Annotated in this window: 16 protein-coding genes; 3 read left to right on the top strand and 13 right to left on the bottom strand. The window is 46.6% G+C overall.

Features of this window, described 5'->3' with window-relative positions:
• Positions 1–91: 91 nt before the first annotated feature.
• Positions 92–454: a SirB2 family protein gene (locus NP589_RS09640; protein WP_256606788.1), complete on the bottom strand. Its 363-nt coding sequence runs from the start codon at positions 452–454 to the stop codon at positions 92–94.
• 519 nt (positions 455–973) lie between these two features.
• Here NP589_RS09640 and NP589_RS09635 point away from each other — a divergent pair.
• From NP589_RS09635 to NP589_RS09625, 3 genes are all read left to right on the top strand, one after another.
• Positions 974–1,171 (top strand): hypothetical protein, encoded by a 198-nt coding sequence (locus NP589_RS09635; protein ID WP_064010233.1) that lies wholly within the window; start codon positions 974–976, stop codon positions 1,169–1,171.
• A 151-nt stretch (positions 1,172–1,322) separates the two neighbouring features.
• On the top strand, positions 1,323–3,599 hold the full coding sequence (locus tag NP589_RS09630; RefSeq protein WP_256606787.1) for a Tex family protein: 2,277 nt from the start codon (positions 1,323–1,325) through the stop codon (positions 3,597–3,599).
• A 106-nt stretch (positions 3,600–3,705) separates the two neighbouring features.
• Positions 3,706–4,086, top strand: a complete 381-nt coding sequence (locus NP589_RS09625) for an exosortase system-associated protein, TIGR04073 family (RefSeq protein ID WP_256606786.1) — start codon at positions 3,706–3,708, stop codon at positions 4,084–4,086.
• A gap of 44 nt (positions 4,087–4,130) precedes the next feature.
• Here NP589_RS09625 and NP589_RS09620 read toward each other — a convergent pair whose 3' ends face one another.
• From NP589_RS09620 to NP589_RS09560, 12 genes are all read right to left on the bottom strand, one after another.
• Positions 4,131–7,577, bottom strand: a complete 3,447-nt coding sequence (locus NP589_RS09620) for an AAA family ATPase (RefSeq protein ID WP_256606785.1) — start codon at positions 7,575–7,577, stop codon at positions 4,131–4,133.
• Positions 7,578–7,743: 166 nt separating this feature from the next.
• On the bottom strand, positions 7,744–9,756 hold the full coding sequence (locus NP589_RS09615; protein WP_256606784.1) for a tetratricopeptide repeat protein: 2,013 nt from the start codon (positions 9,754–9,756) through the stop codon (positions 7,744–7,746).
• A gap of 75 nt (positions 9,757–9,831) precedes the next feature.
• Entirely contained in the window at positions 9,832–10,305 is a 474-nt protein-coding gene (locus NP589_RS09610) for a pilin (protein ID WP_305890975.1), read from the bottom strand.
• Between the two features lie 268 nt (positions 10,306–10,573).
• The gene (locus NP589_RS09600; RefSeq protein WP_256606783.1) at positions 10,574–12,349 is read right to left on the bottom strand and encodes an asparagine synthetase B family protein; all 1,776 of its coding nucleotides are present in this window, start codon (positions 12,347–12,349) and stop codon (positions 10,574–10,576) included.
• 14 nt (positions 12,350–12,363) lie between these two features.
• Positions 12,364–13,446 (bottom strand): phenylacetate--CoA ligase family protein, encoded by a 1,083-nt coding sequence (locus NP589_RS09595; protein ID WP_256606782.1) that lies wholly within the window; start codon positions 13,444–13,446, stop codon positions 12,364–12,366.
• Positions 13,447–13,709: 263 nt separating this feature from the next.
• On the bottom strand, positions 13,710–14,915 hold the full coding sequence (locus NP589_RS09590) for a glycosyltransferase (RefSeq protein ID WP_256606781.1): 1,206 nt from the start codon (positions 14,913–14,915) through the stop codon (positions 13,710–13,712).
• Complete coding sequence (locus NP589_RS09585; protein ID WP_256606780.1) at positions 14,905–16,122, bottom strand: TIGR04063 family PEP-CTERM/XrtA system glycosyltransferase; 1,218 nt, start codon at positions 16,120–16,122, stop codon at positions 14,905–14,907. Before NP589_RS09585 ends, NP589_RS09590 begins: the two co-directional genes overlap by 11 nt.
• Positions 16,123–16,186: 64 nt before the next feature.
• Entirely contained in the window at positions 16,187–17,263 is a 1,077-nt protein-coding gene (locus NP589_RS09580) for a nucleotidyltransferase domain-containing protein (RefSeq protein ID WP_256606779.1), read from the bottom strand.
• Positions 17,263–18,180, bottom strand: a complete 918-nt coding sequence (locus tag NP589_RS09575) for an HprK-related kinase A (protein ID WP_256606778.1) — start codon at positions 18,178–18,180, stop codon at positions 17,263–17,265. The genes NP589_RS09580 and NP589_RS09575 overlap by 1 nt, the downstream gene beginning before the upstream one ends.
• A 5-nt stretch (positions 18,181–18,185) precedes the next feature.
• Positions 18,186–18,455, bottom strand: coding sequence for an HPr-rel-A system PqqD family peptide chaperone (locus NP589_RS09570; RefSeq protein ID WP_256606777.1), 270 nt, complete (start codon positions 18,453–18,455; stop codon positions 18,186–18,188).
• 10 nt (positions 18,456–18,465) lie between these two features.
• Positions 18,466–19,224, bottom strand: a complete 759-nt coding sequence (locus NP589_RS09565) for a hypothetical protein (protein WP_064010244.1) — start codon at positions 19,222–19,224, stop codon at positions 18,466–18,468.
• Positions 19,225–19,324: 100 nt separating this feature from the next.
• Positions 19,325–21,214 carry an XrtA/PEP-CTERM system amidotransferase gene (locus NP589_RS09560; RefSeq protein WP_256606776.1) on the bottom strand — a complete coding sequence of 630 codons (1,890 nt, stop codon included), beginning with the start codon at positions 21,212–21,214 and terminating at the stop codon, positions 19,325–19,327.

Below are 21,214 nucleotides of genomic sequence, written 5' to 3'. Positions count from 1 at the left end.
CTGTCAACAACTATTTTTACGCCAGCCAAAACTGTCTTAAAACTGCTAAAAACAGGGCCTCCAGCATAAATCTCAACTTATAGACCACCACTTAAAAAAAGAAAAAAACTTGCTTAGTCACGGCAACCTTGGAGATGTAATACAGACAAAATAATGCACCACCGAAAGCCAACCAGCGCTTACGCCCCGACTGGCGGATGGCCAAAATCCCCAAGCCTACGTAAAACAACAACATCAATAATTTGGCTACGATCCAAGCAAATTCGTTTGATAACCAGCCCCCTTGGAAAACCAAGGCAAATCCGGTCAACAAGACCAAACTCGCAATAATGTGCGGACTGATCTTTAGCCATTTCTGCTCCAACAGAGCTGGCTTTAACTCGGCGAGCGCCACTCGGCCGATAAAACTGATAACCAAAACTGCCACGAAAAGAAGATGTATATGTTTAAGCATGAATACCCCTAGTTAATTAACGATTGTTTTCCTGATTTCCGCCCGCTCGAACAGCTTACTCCGCGAGAACAAACAGGCTGTCAGAATTAGAGCTCAATCCTATCATGCAACCTGCACGATGGCCGAAGTTAACAATACTCCCTTCTTCATCGCCTTGCCGAATATCCCGAAAAGCTACACGGATTCCCCGCGACATTCTTCGACTTATGCCCCGCATTATCGACTTAGGGCTTACTGACATTATGCGTTACAAGCCGCGCCAAATCAGATAATCAACAACTATATCGCATAAAGACAGGATGACTTTCGTTCAGAAAAATAACGTAATTAATTGATTTTATTAAAAATAAAAAACAACCATAGAACTGAAAGATTAATCGCAAAAATATTGTTTTGACACAAAACAGTTTTGAGTGTAAAAAATGCACCGTCGACCAACAATAATACTAACTTCGACATACAACTCGAGTTGCCCCTTTTAGGGCTAATTATTACAACAACAAGATGAGGATTATAAAAATGGCTGAACAAGAAAAAGACAATACCTTTACTGTAGTTGCTGTCGTTACTGCAATTGCTATTGCCGGCGTCGTTATGCTGAAAGCAGACGAAACCAAACATCTTCAATACGGCGGTGAAACTTCTGCCGCTGCCGAAGCTCAAGTTTTGGCAAAACACAAAGATTTTAATAACGATGTGTTAAGCCAAGCAAAATAATTTTTGCTTAGCAATTTGGGCGCCAGCTGATAACTCGGTTGGCGCCTTTTTTATGCCCGTAAGTTTCTCATTCCATTTCTGATAGTTCGCTTTTTCAACACCTCACCCTACTGTAGAATCGAGCCTTTTACCAATTCTATTTCACCTACAGATGGACGCTATCCAACGCATTGCCGAAGAACTCTCAGTTAAGCCTCAACAAGTCGCCGCCGCCGCCGCCCTGCTGGACGACGGAGCCACGGTACCGTTTATTGCTCGTTATCGCAAAGAAGTAACTGGCGGTTTAGACGACACGCAATTGCGAAACCTCGAGGAAAGACTGATTTATCTGCGGGAGCTCAATAGCCGCCGTGACTCAATTCTCGATACTATTCGCTCGCAAGGAAAGCTCACGCCGGAACTGGAAAGAGCGATACTCGACGCCGATACCAAAACGCTGCTGGAAGATCTATATCTTCCCTATAAGCCTAAGCGCCGCACCAAAGCGCAAATTGCTCGCGAAGCCGGTCTGGAACCATTAGCCGACGCCATTCTTAATAATCGCGGCGCAATACCAGAACAAATCGCAGTTAACTACATCGATGCTGAAAAAGGTGTCGCGGATGTCGTAGCCGCCCTGGACGGCGGCCGACAGATCATCATGGAACGCATTTCCGAAGATGCCGAACTACTAACAGAGTTGCGTGAACGTGTTTGGAGCAAAGGTATCCTGCACGCTAGCGTCGTGACCGGCAAAGAGACAGAGGCCGCAAAATTCAAAGATTATTTCGACTACAGCGAAGCGATCAACAAGATCCCTTCACATCGAGCCTTGGCCCTATTCCGCGGCCGTAACGAAGATTTACTGTCTTTAACCCTGAAACCGGCAGAATTGGACCAGGAAGAACACCAATTATGCGCCCAGTTCGTCAGCCAACGCCTGCAAGTGAAAGACACAGCAAAACCCGCCGACGCCTGGCTAGCCGAAACTGCCCGCTTTGCCTGGAAGATCAAGCTGTTTACCCGTATCGACATGGATCTAAAGTTGCGACTGCGCGAAGCAGCCGAACAGGAAGCCATTCGTGTGTTTGCCAGCAATTTGCGCGACTTGATGTTAGCGGCGCCCGCTGGCCCGAAAGCAACCATGGGCCTGGATCCCGGCATTCGCACTGGCGTCAAAGTAGCTGTTGTTGACCCTACCGGCAAGTTGTTAGCCACTGAAACCATTTATCCACATCAACCGAAAAACCAGTGGGATCAATCGATAGCGGTTCTGGCTAAATTGATTCAGCAGCACCAGGTACAGCTGGTTAGTATCGGTAACGGCACCGCGTCTCGGGAGACTGACCAACTGGTAGCGGACTTGATGAAGAAGCATAAAGACCTGTATTTTCAGAAAATCACCGTTTCCGAAGCCGGCGCATCGGTCTATTCTGCCTCGGAACTGGCCGCCAAGGAGTTTCCGGACCTTGATGTGTCGTTACGCGGTGCGGTATCGATAGCCCGCAGACTACAAGACCCCTTGGCGGAGCTGGTAAAAATCGACCCAAAATCAATAGGGGTTGGCCAATATCAACATGATGTCAACCAAGTGCAGTTGGCCCGTATGCTCGATACCGTAGTGGAAGACTGCGTGAATGCGGTCGGGGTGGATGTGAACACCGCTTCGGTTGCCCTGCTGAAACAGGTATCCGGCCTACGCAGCAGCATCAGTGAAAACATTGTTGCGTTTCGCGATGCCAACGGCCCGTTTGCAAACCGCAATCAACTGAAAAAAGTACCGCGCCTCGGCGACAAAGCCTTCGAACAAGCTGCCGGCTTTCTCAGAATCATGACCGGTGACAACCCGCTCGACGCCTCGTCCGTGCATCCGGAAGCCTACCCCGTGGTCAATGCAATCCTCGATGATACCGGCAAATCAATCCGTGACCTGATCGGCCAAAGCCAGTTTTTACGCAGCCTGAATCCAGCAAACTATGCCAACGCCAATTTCGGCGTCCCCACCATCTCAGACATTTTACAAGAACTGGAAAAGCCTGGCCGCGATCCGCGCCCGGAGTTTAAAAGCGTACAATTCAAGGACGGAGTGGAGAAAATCACCGATCTTGAACCCGGCATGACGCTAGATGGCGTAGTAACAAACGTCGCCAATTTCGGTGCTTTTGTAGATATTGGCGTACATCAAGACGGCTTGGTGCATATCTCGCACTTAGCGGATGACTTCGTCAAAGACCCGCGCAGCGTGGTTAAAACCGGCGATATGGTAAAAGTACGCGTACTGGAAATCGATGTGGCACGCCAGCGTATTTCTCTGAGCATGCGAAAACACGTCGACGCAGGCGATATTGTTCCAAAAGAAAAACAGCAAAAATCCGTCCATAAACCCAAACCGCAACCCGCACTGCAGAACAGTATGAGTAATGCATTTGCCAAGGCATTGAAAAAGTAAACAGTTCAGGCCTCTGCTATACTTTTGAGCAAATGTTGGCCGGCCGGACCGGTTAATCCGGCTCGGCCAACAGATCTTACATCCGTTCTCATATACAGGATCAGTCATGAAACGAAATACTCGCACCCTGGCCACTGTTTTACTGGCAGCTTCCTTATTTACCAGCTTGCCGACCCGGGCAGACGAAGCAGAAAGTTATGGAGAAACCTTCGGGCGAAAATTGACCACCGGCTTGGCGAACATAGCGACATCTTCTCTCGAAATACCGAAGAGCATTATTCTAATCAACAATCAGAGCAACGTTATTTACGGCTTTATCGGCGGTACGTTTAAAGGATTATTGAATATGGGCGGGAGGATCGGCGTCGGCGTGTTGGATTTGGTTTCGGCGCCAATTCCCACGCAGCCTATCGTCCATCCTTTATACGTTTGGGACAATTTCAACGCCGAAACCACTTACGGCAAAGCCTTCCGACCCAGTGATTAGTCACATAATTTTGTGGTGGAGCGTTCGCCGACTCCACCATTTCATCAAGCAACCATTTTCAATTCGCTCATACCGTTGGCTTTTTTTACCAATTCTATCTGCGTTTTAATGCGCTTTTTTACCGCTTCGACATGAGAAATGACACCGACCGTTTTTCCTTGAATCTTCAAGCCCTCTAAGGCGCTCATTGCCAAATATAAGGCTTCCGCATCTAAATTACCAAAGCCCTCATCCAGAAACAGCGAATCGATAGCCTTACCGTTGTTGGCAATCTCGGATAAAGCCAAGGCCAAGGCCAAGCTCACCACAAAACTCTCGCCGCCAGACAAGGTTTTCGGCAAGCGCCGCAGATTTTTTTGCTTGGTATCTTCAATCTCTAGCGCCAAACCATTATCGCTGGCTAAACTGCGAATATAGTAACGCCCGCTCAGTTTTTCCAAAATCCGATTGGCTTGCGACAACAAATTATCCACCAATAGCTGCTGAATACGTCGCCGAAAACCACCCTGCTCGTCATTGATCAACTTCATTTCCGCTTCGGCTTGCGCATGTAACACCAATTGCTCAGCCAATAGCCCCTGAAGGTTTTGATATTTTTCTCGATAAGCAGACTGTTTATCCAGCTTAGTATCCAACGTAGCCACTTCTTGCTCGGCAATATCAATTTTCTGCGATAACTGGCGTTGCATTGCTAAAAGATCGGCTTCGTTTAAGTTGGCCGGCGTAACCGCCAACTCATTTTGTAAATCGGTTGACACTTTAGCCACTTCTTCGCCAATTGCCATCAATTGCCGATTTTGCTGCTCCAGCATTTGCTCAATTTCCGACCGTCTATCAATCAAATCTAAAGCCGACCGCAAGCTATCAACATCAGCAAAAACGCCGCCCGCAATTTTATTAGTCAATACTCGCCGCATCGCATCCAGTTCGAGTTGCTGGGTAGCTAATTTCCGCTCCAGTTCGACGATTAGTTTTTGCTTCTCCAAGATAAGCAGATGCAAACCCAGTGACTCTTCGCTTTGCAAGCGGCTCAAACCGCCTGCCAACTGCTCCTGATAACTGGCTATTTTTGCTTGGCTAGCGTGCAGCCTATCTTGCAAACTAACAATTTCCTCCAGCAAGCCTTTCTGACGTAATTCTCTAATTTGATAATCCTGGCGCCGCGCATTGAGCTTATCGAAGAGTATATTTTCTTTGCCTTTTCCAGGTAGCTTCTCACCCAACAAAGCTAACTGCTTTTCAAGCTTATCAACAAGCGCTTTTTGTTCCGCCGTACGACTAGCGAACAGCTGTTCGGATTCGATATATTCCTGAGGACGACTACGCCAAGTCGTATCAAGCTGCTCCACCGACGCCGTTAATTTTTCCACCAAGGCCTGTTTGGCTTCTACCTCGGCATTCCATTTAGCCACATTACGCTGTAACTGCGCGTGATCATTAACCAGGTTTTTGATTTTCTCCAATTCTTGGCTTTCTGCGTCCAACAAGCGTTTTTGCAAAGACAAATTGTCTATGTTCAATTCAGCGCTGACGACGTTTAAACGATTGCTCAAAACCAACCATTGCGAGCGCATTTGCTGCAATCTTTGCTGCCGCGCCGACAATTGTGTGCCTTGCTTTTTTGCTACTGCCAACTGGCCGGAGACACTATCAATCGCCGCTTTTAAAGCCTGCATCTTGCCACGTTGATCGACTAAGGCCTTTTTGGAGTTAGTCTGTATTGGCGGTTTAGAGACATAAGGATGATCTAACGAGCCGCATAAAAAACAAGGTTTACCATCAACCAATTTGCCGCGATCACCGCTAAATTTTTTCAGCAATGCTTCATTCAGGACAGCTTGCTCCAATGCTTTACCGATATTCTCTTCACGGTCCATCTCTTCTCGCAGCGCATCCAATCTGGCTTGCAAGCGGGTTTCATCGGGCAGGTCCGGCGTTTTATTTCGAGAGAACCAACTAAAAAAACTTTTTTTGGTAAATTTGGCGTTAACCTCGGCCAATGAGTGCAACTCTCGAAAATCATTGACCCGTGCTTGCTGCTCGGCTAGTAACTCCTTCAACTCCTCGAAGCTTTTGCCTTGCGCCAGCTCGAGCAGAGTTTTCCGTGCCGCGTCAATGCGCCCACTCAAGTCCGCGACTGTTGTTTTAGCATCTCGCAATGCTGTCTGGTTTTTTTTAAGCGCAGCAGACGTGTTCTTAGTCCAATTAGCCTGTACCTTCTGCTTTCCAGCCAAATCCACCAACTCGGTCCTTAAAATGCGCAACTGCACAACGTCGGGAAAGTCGGACAGCAAGCTAGCATCGGCTTGATTAAGTTGCAGCCAGCCTTCTATTTCGGCAAGGCTTGCCTTTCTTTCATCCAATTGCAATTGCAGCGATTGTAGTAGCTCGGTTTCACGCGGTAATTCCAGCTTCAGATCACTGACTTTCAACTTCAGCGCGTCAATAGCCTGTTTTTGTTCCTCTGTAGTCTTACCATGCAAACTTGGGGCGATTGCGCTACTGACATCTTCACCAAGTTGGCGCTGTAGCGCGTTCAGCTCCTGACGATAAGCACCCAAGGTAGCCTGACTTTGGACAATTTGTCCCTGCTTGCCATCCAATAAAATCACTTCTTCGCGAAATTGTGTCGCTTGCTGAGTATCGACAATTTTCTGTAGATCGTCTTGTAAGACCTTAATTTGCGCTTCAACTTTTTTTGACTGTTCGAGAAGCTGTCTTTGGCGCCCTTCTAGGGCATGAATGTTTTCAATCGTCAACAGTTGCTGTTGCAACTGATTCTGTTGATTTTTAAATTCGGCAACTTGATCCTTGAAATCCTGTAAGTCATGCTCACCGGCTTGCAAGGCTTCCGGACCAAGTAAAGGAATCGCTTCGATATCCTGTTGCAGTTGCGTCAAACGAGTTAGCGAATTTTGAAAATTATTCTCCGTCTGCTGCCGGTACTCGGCGTATATATGCGTACCGCTGATCTTTTCCAGAATATCCATGCGCTCGCTATCGAGCGCATTCAAAAAAGCCGCAAAATCACCTTGCGGTAAGACCATGGATTTGCTGAATTTATGGAAGTCCATACCCGTCAGTTCGGCGATTCTAGTCCGCACGGTATTCGGCGTCCTGGCCAGCAACTCCGGCTCATCACTTAGCCTAGTCAAACTCATTTCCGGCTGTAAAACCTGGTCTTGATTGACATCAGTAGGCCGTTTCACATGCCAAGAAGAACGAAACTTCTCACCATCCAAAGCAAATTCAACCTGCGCGAAGCTATCGTTAGCCTGCTTGGTGATTACATGCTCGGCAGGCTTATCGAAACGAAACGTTTCACCGTATAAACCCAGAGTGATGACGTCGAGAATACTGGTTTTACCGGAGCCGTTTGGCCCGGTGATGGCAAACACACCGCTATCGGCAATCGGCCCCTGGTCGAAATCGACTCGCCCCTCGCCTTCCAGTGAATTTATATTTTTAAAGACTATATTGAGTATCCGCATAATCCCAGGCTTTGAAGGCTGTTGGTGGCAATTTGCTCGACCTCGAATAGCGTCAAGCTAATCCCAGCAAAACAGATTGAAAATCTATGCGGGTATTTTAGTGAATTTGATTCGGACGCGCTGATTAATCTGAACCTTTCGGCAAAGCGACCAGATAGTAGAAGGACTAACGGCTTAGTACTGCAATATTCTGACGTAGAGTTCCGAACTCTTGTTTATCGAAGCCATTTGCAACGCCGCGAGCCTCAGCCGTTTTGATCACCTGTTCAGCTTTGTCATATTGCTTTAGGTGAATGAACAAGTCGGCTTTCTCACTGTAGAAATACATTCTGTCAGGCGCCAGTGCAATGGCTTTATCAACATTTGCAAAAGCTTCTTCAATATGGCCTTGAAAAAAGTATATTTTGGCTTTTATGATATATAGAACTAATCTATCGGAAAAATCGGGCTGCGCCAAGGCGGCGTCCACCCATTCCATCACATCCCCTGAAATATTCTTACACTGATATTCAGCATTGAGAAGGCAGCTTGTCATCAGCCGCAACGTTACTAATGTTCGTACCGAGTAAGCCTTGTTGGCGATACGAGCCACAACCTCCTGATGCACCAACGATTTCAACGCCTGCATATAACGGCTGTCCAGTACGAGCGAATCGTCATAACGTTTTGGCATGGCAATTCCCGGCTGATCATTTTTAGCATCATGAAAGTAAAGAAGCTTGTTCAACTCCGTATAGACTTGAACCAAAGTAGCAACCTCTAGTTCATTACCTTGTGCCGCCAATAAATAGTAACGGTAACTTTCGGGATTCGGCCCAAGTTTTACTTCAAGACTATGAGCATAGAGACTATTGGCCCTAATCGACGTCGGATGATTGCGCACTTCAAAATAACTTAAAGCATCCAAACTTGACCAAATTGAAGCACGAGTAAAAGTAGCCAGCCCCAAACTAAACACGACTACAGCGAATAGCAGATTTAATAACTGTTCACTGATTAATTTAGAAAAAATATTATAGGTCAACGCAACTGTTGCGATGACCAACCCAATACTTGGTAAATAATTACGATGCTCGTAAATTAATTCCAGCGCAAAAATACTGGACTCCATACTTTGGCCGATCAAAAACCAAAGAATACCAAAAGTTAAAAATGGCGTTTTTTTGCGTAGGCAATTGAATACACTGAGCGCTAGTAAGCAAGAAATACCAATAACCGAATACAAGGTATTGATCGGCTGAAACAAACCTTTGCTCAAAGAGAAATCATCATGGTCGAAGCTGAGCTGAGTATTATCCGGATAAAACAGTAAACTCAAATAATAAAACAGCACTCTGCTTTGAGTCATGACTCGTTCAATAAAAGTAAAATTACGTGTCGCATATCCACCCAACACATATTCCGGGTGACTAACTAAATAAACCATTGCCGCAAAAACAGGTAGGACCACGGCCAATGCATAGAACACTTGTACACGAACGCGAAAAGCATCATTGGGAATCGATGGCAGCAGAGTCACCTCAGATACAAACATCAACAAAGGCAATAGTAGAGCGTTTTCCTTCGCCAAAACGCCCAACCCGGTTCCGGCCAAACAACCAACCAGCATCAGCACAATACTGAACGGTTTTTCTAGTTGAAGTCTGCCCTTTAAAAAAATCAAAAAACCCGTCAGCATAAAAAAGCAGGACAAACTGTTCATTCGTTGCACGACGTAAAGAACAGACGTTAACTGCAACGGGTGCAATCCCCATATCAGTGCTGATAATAAAGCTAATTTTTGCGCAGGATAGTTTTGAGCAGTTGCGGTAAACAGCAATCGACTGAGAAAAAAAACCAGAATACTGTTGACGACATGAATAGCAACGTTCGTCAACTTAAACGCGATAGGATCGAAGTACTGGCCTGCGAAATAGAAATTCAACGCAAAACTTACATTGGCTAAAGGTCGTTTAAAAACCCCGCTGGCATTGGAGCTCCATGTGGATATTAGCTCACTGAGGTTAAGATGAGTTAGTAACACCCCTTTATTTTGCAGAATATTCGGATAATCATCGGCTATAAATGGACCCATCCGACCGGGCAAATAGACCAAAATAATTAGCAAGCTTATTGCGATCAATTTGACCCAATCGCTTTGCCAAATTTTTCTATCAAAAGGCCCAGCCGAGATCATCATACATTATTGGAAATATAGACACACTAAACAAAAGGGGCTATTCGCCCCTTTTGCATTCTGTTTCAACCTTAACTATTAACTTTTCGGACGATACTTAGCAGGCAGGGTACTATTTGTACTATCGACCGTCCATTGCATACCAACACCTATAGCACACACACCTGAATAAACCAGTTTGTTGGTAGATGCCGTAACATCTGAACCCAACGCTCCCCCAGTAGTATATAAAATTGTTACTCTTGCGCTATTTGTAGCCGCTGATGTAATCTGGACAGAAGTGACATATTTACCAACGATTGAAGTTGGCTGAGCCAAACCGAAAGTCCCGTTGCCTGTTGTACTCACACCCAGTGTTACTTCACTACAACCCACGCCACCAGCAGTTAGCGCTGGCGAAGCCAAACTAGGACCTTCAGACACCTTGGATTTAACCGTATAATCTTGATAAGCCGGAATCGCAATGGCGGCCAGGATACCAATGATGGCGACCACGATCATTAACTCGATCAAGGTAAAACCTTGTTGTACTTTTTGCATTTGCTTATTCATAACTACCTTCTTTTTTATGATGAACTGGATTTGAAACTCTTAAACTTATACACAATTAGTATGCCAATTACTTACACAACAAGATCAAACGACAAAATAGAGCATCTTTCCTATGATTTTCAATACCTTGACCAAAAGGCTTTCCATCAAAACCATGGCAACAGGGAAACTAGCCTATAGCTACAACCCTATAAGGCAAGTAGTTTTTGTTCATAACTGACGTTTTTTGTCACTGCCGATAAATCACTAAACAATACGAATCGGTTTATTACAAACCCTTCCCAATAAACCAAAACTCAAGCATCATCAGCATCCATACTAAATCACCGTAATAGGCGGCATGCACGCTTTGATGCATCTCAATGGCGTGATCCAAAAAGTCCGATTTAAAAAACTCACGCCGCTTCAAATCATTTATTGCGCCATAAGCCATTTGCTTAAGTGGTTGATGATCCTTCAGCCAAACACCAAAAGGCAGGCCAAAGCCGTGCTTGGGCTTATTGATAATCCGTTCCGGGAGGAAATCCGTCATGGCCTGTTTGTAAAACCAGCGCAGTTTCTGTCCACGCAACTTGTCATTCGAGGGAATCCGGCATGATAAGTCGAGAATGCGTCGATCCAACAAGGGGTAGCAAACTTCAACACCTGCCATTTCGCACATCCGGTTGACCTTCACTAAGTCGTTATCGTGCAGCGTATTTTTCCAATCCAAATACAACATGCGGTTCAAAGTACTAGCGGATTCCGGCCGCCAATAATCGTCCCTAAACTGACGCAAGGGCGCGTCCGTATCAATTTCCGCTAAAAAATCAGCCTGAAAAATATCTGCCGCAGCATGCCGGTGCAAAAAGTTGTAATCCTGCAAGCGGTCAGGCATCGCTGCATTCGCTTGCTCGATATAGCGCTTCGCCTTAAACGGCAACTTCTGTTTGGCTATTGCGTCCGGCAAAGCATCTAATGTCGCTTCGAGGCCTGCGCTGATAAATTTTGGCAGGCGTTGATAACTCTCGAATAACATTTGCTTGGCGTAACGCTCGTTACCTGCAAAAATCTCGTCACCACCATCACCGGCAAGCAAACGGTTGACACCGTGATCCTTCGCCAACTTGGCACAGTAATAAGCGGCCAGAGCTGACGCATTCCCAAACGGTTCATCATAATAAGCCGCTATTGCCGGCACGGCATTAACAGTATCTTCGGGAGTGACGTAATACTGGTGTTGCCGCGTGTTGAAACGCTGGACTGCAATGTTGGCATACTCGATTTCATCATAGCCGTCAGCATCAAAACCCATCGAAAAGGTTTTCGCCTTACCTGGAAATACCTTGGCTAACGCACCCGCAACACTGGAGCTATCCAGCCCACCACTCAGAAACGCACCGGTATTGTCCTCGTTATCGGCCATACTTCTTACCGCATCGATCAACGCCTGCTGCAATTCTCGACCGGCTTGTTGTAAATCGCAGGCTTGCTCATGGAATACCGGCAACCAATAGTGGTTTAAGCTGACTCGACCATTTTGATACACCAGACATTGCCCGCCTTCCAGTTTTTTAATCTGCCGATAAATCGTGCTGGGACTGGGACAATGATTGAGATAGATGTAATCGAATACCGCTTGCGGCGAAATAGCGTTACTGACCTCAGGGTGACGTACCATAAAATCAGCACTTGAGCCAAATATTAGGCCGCCGGCAATTTCTGCATAATAGATGTTACTAAGACCGATCGGATCGGTAGCCAACATCAGCCGCTGCTGATCGGTATCGATGAGGAGCAAGGTGTCAGCTTCCGGCAAACCGACTAAAAAATCGACGCCGCGACTTAAATAGGCTTCTAACAAACTCTGCGAGCGACCGGTTGGCGAAGGGGTTAGCAACAACACCCCACTACTGTCCGCAATACCGGTCGCGGTGGTTGAAAAGGCGTAGTTCTGACCATGCCGAACACTAAATGTCGAATCTGCCGCCGTCATTTTCCCCAGCAAGGCAATAGATTCATCCTTTTGGAGACTGCTCCCCATCCATCCCGCAAATTTTGTCATAGTGGTAAGTGTAATTAAGCCTTGACGTGACTAATCACATAACGGAACTTTCCTGAGCGTTCCTTGGGAATGTAATCAGTGTATTCGATCTTGATAGTAACTGCTTGTCCCAAACGTTTTTTAAATTCATCGATGATTTTTTGTTCGTAAGCAGCTTGATATTTAAGCGTTTTAACAATTTGCACGGTCGTTTTATCCAAACTATCCTGGGTGATTTTAAATGAATCAACACCTTCTAAATCGCGCAGCACATAAATCAATGCCAACCCATGTAATACCGTTCCATCCTGAGCCACTACAAAATCGGTGGTCCGACCTTGAATTTCCTCCAACAATGGTAATCCTCGACCGCAAGCACAGACCTTATCAGACAATATTCCCATGTCGCCGGTACGATACCGAATAAATGGAAAATCTCTGGTCGCCATATGCGTAACTACAATTTCGCCAAGTTCTCCGTTAGGTAAAGGCTGGCCTTGTTTGTCGACAATCTCGACGATGATATCTTCAGCCGTAATATGCATACCACCTTCGGGACACTGATGCGCTATAAACCCCGCATCGCGCCCACCATAGCCATTCGCAACCGGACAAGCAAACACGCTTTCTATTTTAGCCCGCTGGTGATCATAAAGCCGTTCCGAAGTCACGAAAGCGACTTTAATCCCCAAATTATTCAATGCCACGCCCTTTTTCTCGGCATGACTGGCAATATGGGCCAACGCGGAAGGATAACCAAATAACATTTTCGGGCGAATCTGCTGGATTTGCCGAATAAAGCCGTCCAGCTTTTCCGACGACATTTCGAATGCCGGAATCAGGTGTGTACGCAACAACTTATCGCGTAACAAGCGAATTTTATCCTGCGCGCCCAGTTCAATTGGAGACCCCCAGATTACTGCTTCCGGATCGCCTATATCGACACCCCACCAACGGGTAGCTCGCCATTTTGCCGCGACATCATGACTAACCCGGCGGCTACCAATGTAAAAAATCAGTGGTTCACCGCTTGAACCGCCTGTGTTGAAACGCGCTAGCCTCTCGGCGTCATCCGCTTTCATGTCATCAAGATGTTGCCTTATTTCCGGCTTACTCAACAACGGTAGCTTGGCTAATTTTTGCACACTATCGATGCTTTCCGAATCAAACCTCAACTCCGCAAACAGCCGCCTGTAGTAAGGGACATGAACCTGCACATCTTTTAGAAACGCGCGTAAATTTTGCACTTGCAATTGTCTGATTTCGTCGGGTTTTAGCCATTGACTGTGCTCCATGCCGCGCCTAACCTCGACGGTAGTGTGCTTTTTTAACGCCTCGTGAAGCGGAAAGATCACCGTTGAACAAAAAGACGTATAAAAGCTCATGACTCCACCAGTTTTTTAAATTCCGCCAACAAAATATCCACCCGCTTATCCCAAGAGTTATCAGCCGCATAATTTACAATAGCTTGCTGGTCCCACCGCCGTTGCAGAGCATTATCAAGCGCTAGCAACAATGCGTTAGCATCCCCAAACGGCACGATAGTACCCAATGTTCCATCGGCAACCACCTCGCGATTGCCGCCGACGTCGGTGCTAATCACTGGCAAACCGCAAGCCATGGCCTCCAGAAACACGTTAGCCCAACCTTCGTTGGCGGTCGCTAGTACGAATAGGTCGGCCGCCGATAGCGGACCATGTAATTGTTCGGCAGGCATCGCCCCTAGAAAACGCACATGCTCACTGAGATTAAGCGTTTCAACCAGCTGCTCCAGGCGACTACGAATATTGCCTTCCGGACTAGCGCCGCCGATGACTAAGTATAGCAATCGCGGATATTTTTCGATTAATCCCGGCAAAATCTCGATTACCCGATGAAAGCCTTTTCTATCAACCAATCCGCCGACCGAAATCAAGACCTGCATGTCTTCGGGAATTTGCCAATGTTGCCGCGCCTGTTTCTTATCGACAGGAAAAAATTTTGCGGTATCGATACCGTTGCCCACCACCCGAATTTTCGCCGTGTCGGCACCCAAACTCACTACATGCCGCTTTAATGAATCCGATACCGAAAATACTTGGGCGGCATCATTAAGGGCTTTCAACAATCGTTGACGGCGGCTGGGAATTTTAGACAACGGCACTTCCGTACCGCGCAATGTGATGGTGACCGGCACCTTAAAGAATTTGCCAAGCAAAGTTGCGGCATAACCGTCCGGATAAGCGAAATGTGCATCAATCAGATTAAATGCAAAGTGCTTTTTTAATTTATAGCAAATTGCCGCGCTACACAGTGCCATAAAAAAGCCATCCCAAGATCGCCCCAACCCAGGTATTGATAAAAAGCGCGGAAAATAGACCGAAATACCGTCTTGATCTTCGTATTTATCCGGTTGCGGCCGGTAATTCGGATTAAACCATTGAATCAGGCTTTGCAATGGAAACCAGGGAACCGGGGAAATAACCACCAAAGAGCAATTACGCGCCACTTTTGACATGCGCTCGCGAATAAAAACGCCGGCGTTTGGCCTGACCCGACTAGGATACAAAGAACTGAATACAATCAGTCTCGGCGAGTTATCTGCCATCTTTACCCGCCATTATCCGGCCGTAAACAGCTTGATAATGACTAACGCTTCGCCGCCAATTACGTTCTTCTTCGACATAGCGCCTGCCGGCTTGCCGAACTTGCTCCCACTGATCGTGCTGATTGAGCGCAGCCAACACCGTTTGCGCCAATGCCGTTTTATCTCCGGCCTTGAACAGATAGCCGGTTTCCCGGTCGCGAATCAATTCGTGATGCCCGCCGACATCCGACGCGACCAACAATCGGCCTTGAGCCATGGCTTCCAGCGGTTTCAAAGGGGTCACCAAATCGGTTAAACGCATCGCCAATCGCGGATAAACAAAGATATCGACTAGATTGTAATAGCGCTGCACTTGATCGTGAGCGACGCGTCCGGGAAGAATGACCCAATCCAGCAAGCCCAGCGCCTCAATTTTCTGCAAGATTTGCTGCTGTTGCGGCCCACCGCCCACTAACAACAAGCGGACATTTGGCTGGTGTTCGATAATCGCCGGCAACGCATCCAACAATAGCAATAAACCCTCGTACGCATAAAAAGACCCGATAAAGCCGAGCACGATTTTGCTACTCAAACCTAGCTCTACTTGCAAACCAGGCTCTGCGGTCTCGCCATAGGTAAACTTATCGATATCGACAGCATTGGGAATCACCGTAATTTTTTCCGCCGCGACTCCGCGCCCGATAATATCTCGGCGCAGACCTTCGCAAATAGTTGTGACGGCATCAGCATGTTTAAACACGTGAGTTTCCAAAGCCTTGGTCAATCGGTAACGTAAACTGCCTTCCTGAGTGGTACCGTGATCGACGGCCGCATCCTCCCAAAATGCCCGGCATTCGTAAACCAAGGGTAACCCATATTTTTTAGCCATTTTTAATGCCGCAAACCCATTTAACGCCGGAGAATGGGCGTGCAGAATGTCCGGTTTGATCTGTGGAATGATTTCATCCAACCGTTCCGCCAAAGACTGCACGATGGCCCACTGATTTAAAACAGGTAAATTTGCTGCAAAACCTTCCGGAATGACAGATCGAAAAAAGGTCAGCCCATCAATGGTTTCGATGGGAGCCTCCGCGACTTGATGTTTAGCCGATGTAACGTGAAACGTCTCCCAGCCCAGTTTGCGTTGTTGTTCAAGAATGGCACGGGTACGGAAGGTGTATCCGCTGTGCAAAGGAATGGAGTGATCCAATATGTGTAATATCTTCATGTCGACAACGGGTTAAGGAATGTTCCTATTGGCAACCTGTCGGGTTAGACATGATTGCGATGATTTATGTTTTTTTAGTATTGTCAGCCAACCGCAACCAAGCCTTTCTAGCTAAATGCGGCACTAATATATGCAAGGGCATTTTTAACCAATGCGAACGAAGAAACAGCAACCATCTGGCAAAGCCGGTCAACGTATTTGTGCAGCTAGAATGGTATGGTTTTAGAGCTTGCAAGAAAAGATAGTCCATAACTCTGTTTTTACCGCATCCCGCAAAGATGGAAGAAGCCTGAATGGCACTATCAGGAACCGGCGTTCCCAGTATCTTATTGGCGTAGCGCAGCGAGTAAAACAAGGGCTTACCCAATCCTAACATTTCTGCCCGGTAATGCAGATTTTGCCAAAAACTCAGATCCTTGCCACTAAACTCTCTCAGCAGTAAATCGATATCGCTCAAATCGCGCAAACCATTTTCGAATTCCCCCCCCAAAAACAAATGACTAGCACTGTGCAGCACCATATCTTCAGGCGACAACACCCAAAAATCAGTATCGGCCACATTAACAGCGGCTTTTAGCAGTAAGTCGGCATCAGGGTATAAAATGCAGGTTTGCGGAAGTATATTGTGATGAATATCCAGCGAAGTGCCACGCTTAATATGCCTTAGTGGCGGCAATTCATGCATCCAACGCTCGTAATACCGTTGATCGTAATCATCCATGGGCTCAGGAAACCATCCATGCCATTTCAACGCATCTTTGACTTCTTTCAACTGGTGCTTCGGTACCAGTATATCAATATCGCTGAATACCCGTCCCAATCCGGCGTTCAATCCTGATGCCGAATAAGCAGTGCCTTTCAGCAAAATTAACCGAATATTCAAAAGCTTGAAAACCTGAGACAGGTTATATAGCTCCCAATTGACAATACGTTTTTGAGACAACCAATAGGTCTCGGCTGAATCGAGATGATATGCGAAATGCTGTGGCGGATTGAATAATCGGTATTCTTTCCAAAAGAATGTCAGCCTGGACAATACACCAACACTTCTTGCTTGTCTTAGCAGCAGTTCCCAATCAGGAGCTGTGTGAATATCATCCTTGACTTTTATCATCAAGTATTCACTTATCAAGTCAGACATCATGCGACTCGCTGCTGTACATCATCCAATAATTGCACAAATAAATCAGATGCTTGGTTAAAATCACCATCGTAAATAAAATCATAGGCCTCACAGCTTTTTACCAGACCCGTCATGGTTTCAAAGCCCTGAGCGCCTAGTACACTGTAATTAAAAGAAAGATCCGCCAGCCGCATAAACGCCTCGGCCCTAGGCACAGCAGTTAAACTCAAGGATGATTCTGCCTGATATTTCGGAAACACAACCAAGCAGGGTATTGCGGTTTGGCCAGCTTTTTCTACAGAATCGGCTGGAGGCTTCATCAAGCAAACCGACCCTTTCAAAGTGTCATGAACGATAGGACTGAATTGGCATGTTGGAAATGTATCAGCTATCACCGATATCGATTCGTTTTTCAAACTAACAGGACGCGGGACCGGAACGACATGCCCGGTTGCGCGGTCCACCAGTGTTAACTCGTCAGATAATAAGCGCCAACCGTTGTTGATTAAAGCTGCGCACAAGGTACTTTTACCGGAGCCCGGCGCACCAGGTAGAATCAAGGCTTTGCCGTATTTTTCGACCACGGCGGCGTGAACAATCAGAAACCGGTGAGAATAACCGGATATGCACCAGTTCAAACCCCATTCAAAAAATGGGAACGCCTGTGCGTAAGGCAAAGGCTTGAAAGGCATAAATTGATCAAAGGCAAACAGCACCTGTTTTCGAAAGAAACGTCTTACGCCCGATGGCTGAATCAAGCGGACATAGAAGTCGCAAAAAGTATCGGGCGGTAATATCGAATAGGCCGAGTAAAGCTCAAGGATACCCCGCTGAACTAACGGTATAGTGGAGTGAATTCTAATTGAAAAAGGGCCAATCCTGATAACAAGTTGCCCAGACGCTATTAGGTCTGATATGGGAAAAGGTCCGTTCAAAGTCTCTATATTTTTTTAATAATCTGCAGATTCTGCAACGCATCTAATATACCCGTTAGCGATTGCTGATCAAAATTTTCTACACCTTCATCAATAGCCCTAATGCGCAACACCGACTCAGTGATTGGGGCTTTGGAGTCCAAAATTATAGATAGAATAAAACTGGCCTTCCTATCTAAAAGATGGGTTTCTCCACTTCCATGATGAAAAAGAACAACTTGGTCATCAAAAACCAAAAGCTGAACACGGAAGTGTTGACAAATATTCCATTTCACATCATTAAAATTATTGATGAAGATTGGCCAATAACTCAGCCGCACCAGCCTCATTGGTCACAGCTATGCTTCCGTCATAGAAAGCTTCATGAAACGCACATAACCGATAAAGTTTTACAACTTCCGCAGGACTTACATCCTGAATAAACCCCGCACTAGCATTTAGATAAGCTACACATGCGTCCCGTTTGAGCCCACTTCCAGACAGGGCATCCCAAAAAGTAGAAGTATCCGCTAAGTTGGTGGGATCAAATATCGACGCGAAAGTGGATGCATTTTTGTAAATATAGCTACCGCCCGCACATTGACCGTTGCTTCCAGACCCTCCTGTAAAAGTACTAACACCTAGAATGGCATTGCACATTGCAGTAGCAGTGGTTGTTGAGGCCGTTATACAAGAACCCGAAGCACCTTTTTTATAATAAAGCGTTCCGCTGGTTTTTTTTTCCACCCTAACTGGACATACACCCGCAGCAATCCACTGGACATAATTGGGGGCGGTAGTAGTGTCTACATTGGCTAACCAATCAGTGGGGGACTTTCCCGTCTTACAAACCGACATATCCTCTGAGTGATTTGAAACATTGCCAGACTGTACACCGGATATCGTACACTGATAAACACTACCTAAAGCCGTCTTACTGGTTAGAGTCATTAAAACCGGAGCAATCACGCCAGTTTTCGCGAAAGTCCTCCTGGATTTATCGAGTGGGGCGCCAACATGCTGAGTTTCTCCCCTAGTGCCTTTTTGTTCTTCTATTCTATTCATCTGAAACCTCGCAATTAAACTTTGAATTGGTTCGCACTCTAGCAAAATGCTTTGTATATGTCTATTGCACACACGTACAGATTCAGAGTCTCAAAGGCGATCATTTAGAGTTATTTCGAAGAAACGCTTCAAACATCAATAGCGACCAAATCGACGCGCTGTAATCGCGCAGACCGGACTGATGTTGAGTAACCAAATGATGCAAATAAGCCTCATCAAACCAACCGGTACTTTTCAGGGTTTCTCCCAGCAAGGCCTGCTGCACACGCTGCTTTAGCGGCCCTCTAAACCAACTGCTCAATGGCACTGCAAACCCCATTTTGGGCCGGTAAAGAATATCATTGGGCAGATAAGGCTCCAACGCTTTCTTAAACAAATATTTGCCTTCGCGTCCGTGTAATTTCAAATCGGGCGGCAAGGTTGCCATCCATTCCACTAACTTATGATCCAATAATGGCACCCGCACTTCCAAGGCATGGGCCATGCTGGCCCGATCGACTTTAGTCAGAATGTCGCCCGCTAAATAAGTTTTTAAATCCAGATATTGCACCATCGATAATGGATTATCCGGGGCTTGCTGACTATACCGACGGAATACTTCAATAGCCTGATAGCCCTGTAACTCACTTTTTAAACTATCGCTAAATAACTTGCTGCGCATACCGTTGGAAAGCACCGATACACTGTGAAAATAACCCGCCATCGAATCACGGCCTATAGACTCCAGCGTCGTTTTCGCCCTCAGTACCTTGGGCGCCCAATCCAACTTCGGATATACCCTACCTAAGGTCGAAAACAACGGCATCCGCAACGCATCAGGCAATAAAGCCCTCATCCGCTCTTCATAGGTATGCCAGCGATAGCGCCGGTAACCAGCCAGATTCTCATCACCGCCATCGCCAGATAACACCACGGTTACCTGCTTCTTGGCCAATTCGCAAACCCGGTAAGTCGGTAACGCAGAACTGTCCGCATATGGCTCGTCATACAAACCGGACAATTGATCAATCAGGCTAAAGTCGTCAGGATCGACTTGTTCGACGCGGTGTGCGGTGTGGTAACGTTCAGCAACCTGAGAGGCAAATTGCGCTTCGTTGAATTTAGGATCGCCGAAGGAAATCGAACACGTATTAACCGGATCTTTGGATAGTCCCGCCATCAATGCTACTACACCGCTGGAGTCCACACCGCCAGACAGAAAGGCCCCCAACGGCACATCGGCGACCATTCGAATTTTCACAGCCTCGCGCAAGCGCTCAATTAACTCTTCGCCGGCTTCGGCTACGTTGCCCGCGGAAGCTGGCTGAAATTTAACATCCCAATATTGTTTAGGTCGAAAACCATTCTGCCCGCGTTTAATCGTTAGCGAATATCCGGGCTCAAGCTTATAAACACCTTTATATATTGTCTTAGGATCGGGAACATATCCAAAGCCGAAATAATCTTCTATCGCAGTGGGGTCAACATTTTTAGGCAGTAAAGGGTGCTGCTTTAAGGCTTTTAGTTCAGAGCCGAAAATGAATTGGCCGTTGCTTAACTCAGCATAAAACAGCGGCTTTACACCAAGACGATCTCTGGCCAAAAATAAGGTCTGCCGCGGTCTATCCCAAATCGCAAACGCAAACATGCCGCGCAAGCGTTCCACACAAGATTCGCCCCAAGCTTGCCAAGCATAAAGAATCACTTCTGTATCGCAATGCGTCCTGAAGCTATAGCCCAATGTCTCCAGCTCTTCACGCAATTCCGGAAAATTATAGACCTCGCCATTGTAGGTCAACACCACATTGCCATCCTGACTATGCATCGGTTGTTGACCGCTGGACAAGTCGATAATAGACAGTCGCCTGTGCCCAAAGCCCAAACCGGGTTCGGTATGTAACCCGCCTTCGTCAGGCCCGCGGTGAAACTGGGATTCGTTCATCCGCGACAACAAGTTGCGGTCTATTTCACTAGCACCTGTAATATCGATAATACCGACTATGCCGCACAT

The organism is Methylomonas rosea (genome assembly GCF_024505055.1).
Lineage (GTDB): Bacteria > Pseudomonadota > Gammaproteobacteria > Methylococcales > Methylomonadaceae > Methylomonas > Methylomonas rosea.
The sequence above is the reverse complement of the archived record's forward strand: the minus strand, read 5'-3'. Positions and strand labels throughout refer to the sequence as shown.

Excerpts from the sequence above, each read along its gene's own strand:
- NP589_RS09640 (WP_256606788.1), bottom strand. The coding sequence starts at position 454 with ATGCTTAAACATATACATCTTCTTTTCGTGGCAGTTTTGGTTATCAGT.
- NP589_RS09635 (WP_064010233.1), top strand. The coding sequence starts at position 974 with ATGGCTGAACAAGAAAAAGACAATACCTTTACTGTAGTTGCTGTCGTT.
- NP589_RS09630 (WP_256606787.1), top strand. The coding sequence starts at position 1,323 with ATGGACGCTATCCAACGCATTGCCGAAGAACTCTCAGTTAAGCCTCAA.
- NP589_RS09625 (WP_256606786.1), top strand. The coding sequence starts at position 3,706 with ATGAAACGAAATACTCGCACCCTGGCCACTGTTTTACTGGCAGCTTCC.
- NP589_RS09620 (WP_256606785.1), bottom strand. The coding sequence starts at position 7,577 with ATGCGGATACTCAATATAGTCTTTAAAAATATAAATTCACTGGAAGGC.
- NP589_RS09615 (WP_256606784.1), bottom strand. The coding sequence starts at position 9,756 with ATGATGATCTCGGCTGGGCCTTTTGATAGAAAAATTTGGCAAAGCGAT.
- NP589_RS09610 (WP_305890975.1), bottom strand. The coding sequence starts at position 10,305 with ATGAATAAGCAAATGCAAAAAGTACAACAAGGTTTTACCTTGATCGAG.
- NP589_RS09600 (WP_256606783.1), bottom strand. The coding sequence starts at position 12,349 with ATGACAAAATTTGCGGGATGGATGGGGAGCAGTCTCCAAAAGGATGAA.
- NP589_RS09590 (WP_256606781.1), bottom strand. The coding sequence starts at position 14,915 with ATGGCAGATAACTCGCCGAGACTGATTGTATTCAGTTCTTTGTATCCT.
- NP589_RS09585 (WP_256606780.1), bottom strand. The coding sequence starts at position 16,122 with ATGAAGATATTACACATATTGGATCACTCCATTCCTTTGCACAGCGGA.
- NP589_RS09580 (WP_256606779.1), bottom strand. The coding sequence starts at position 17,263 with ATGTCTGACTTGATAAGTGAATACTTGATGATAAAAGTCAAGGATGAT.
- NP589_RS09565 (WP_064010244.1), bottom strand. The coding sequence starts at position 19,224 with ATGAATAGAATAGAAGAACAAAAAGGCACTAGGGGAGAAACTCAGCAT.
- NP589_RS09560 (WP_256606776.1), bottom strand. The coding sequence starts at position 21,214 with ATGTGCGGCATAGTCGGTATTATCGATATTACAGGTGCTAGTGAAATA.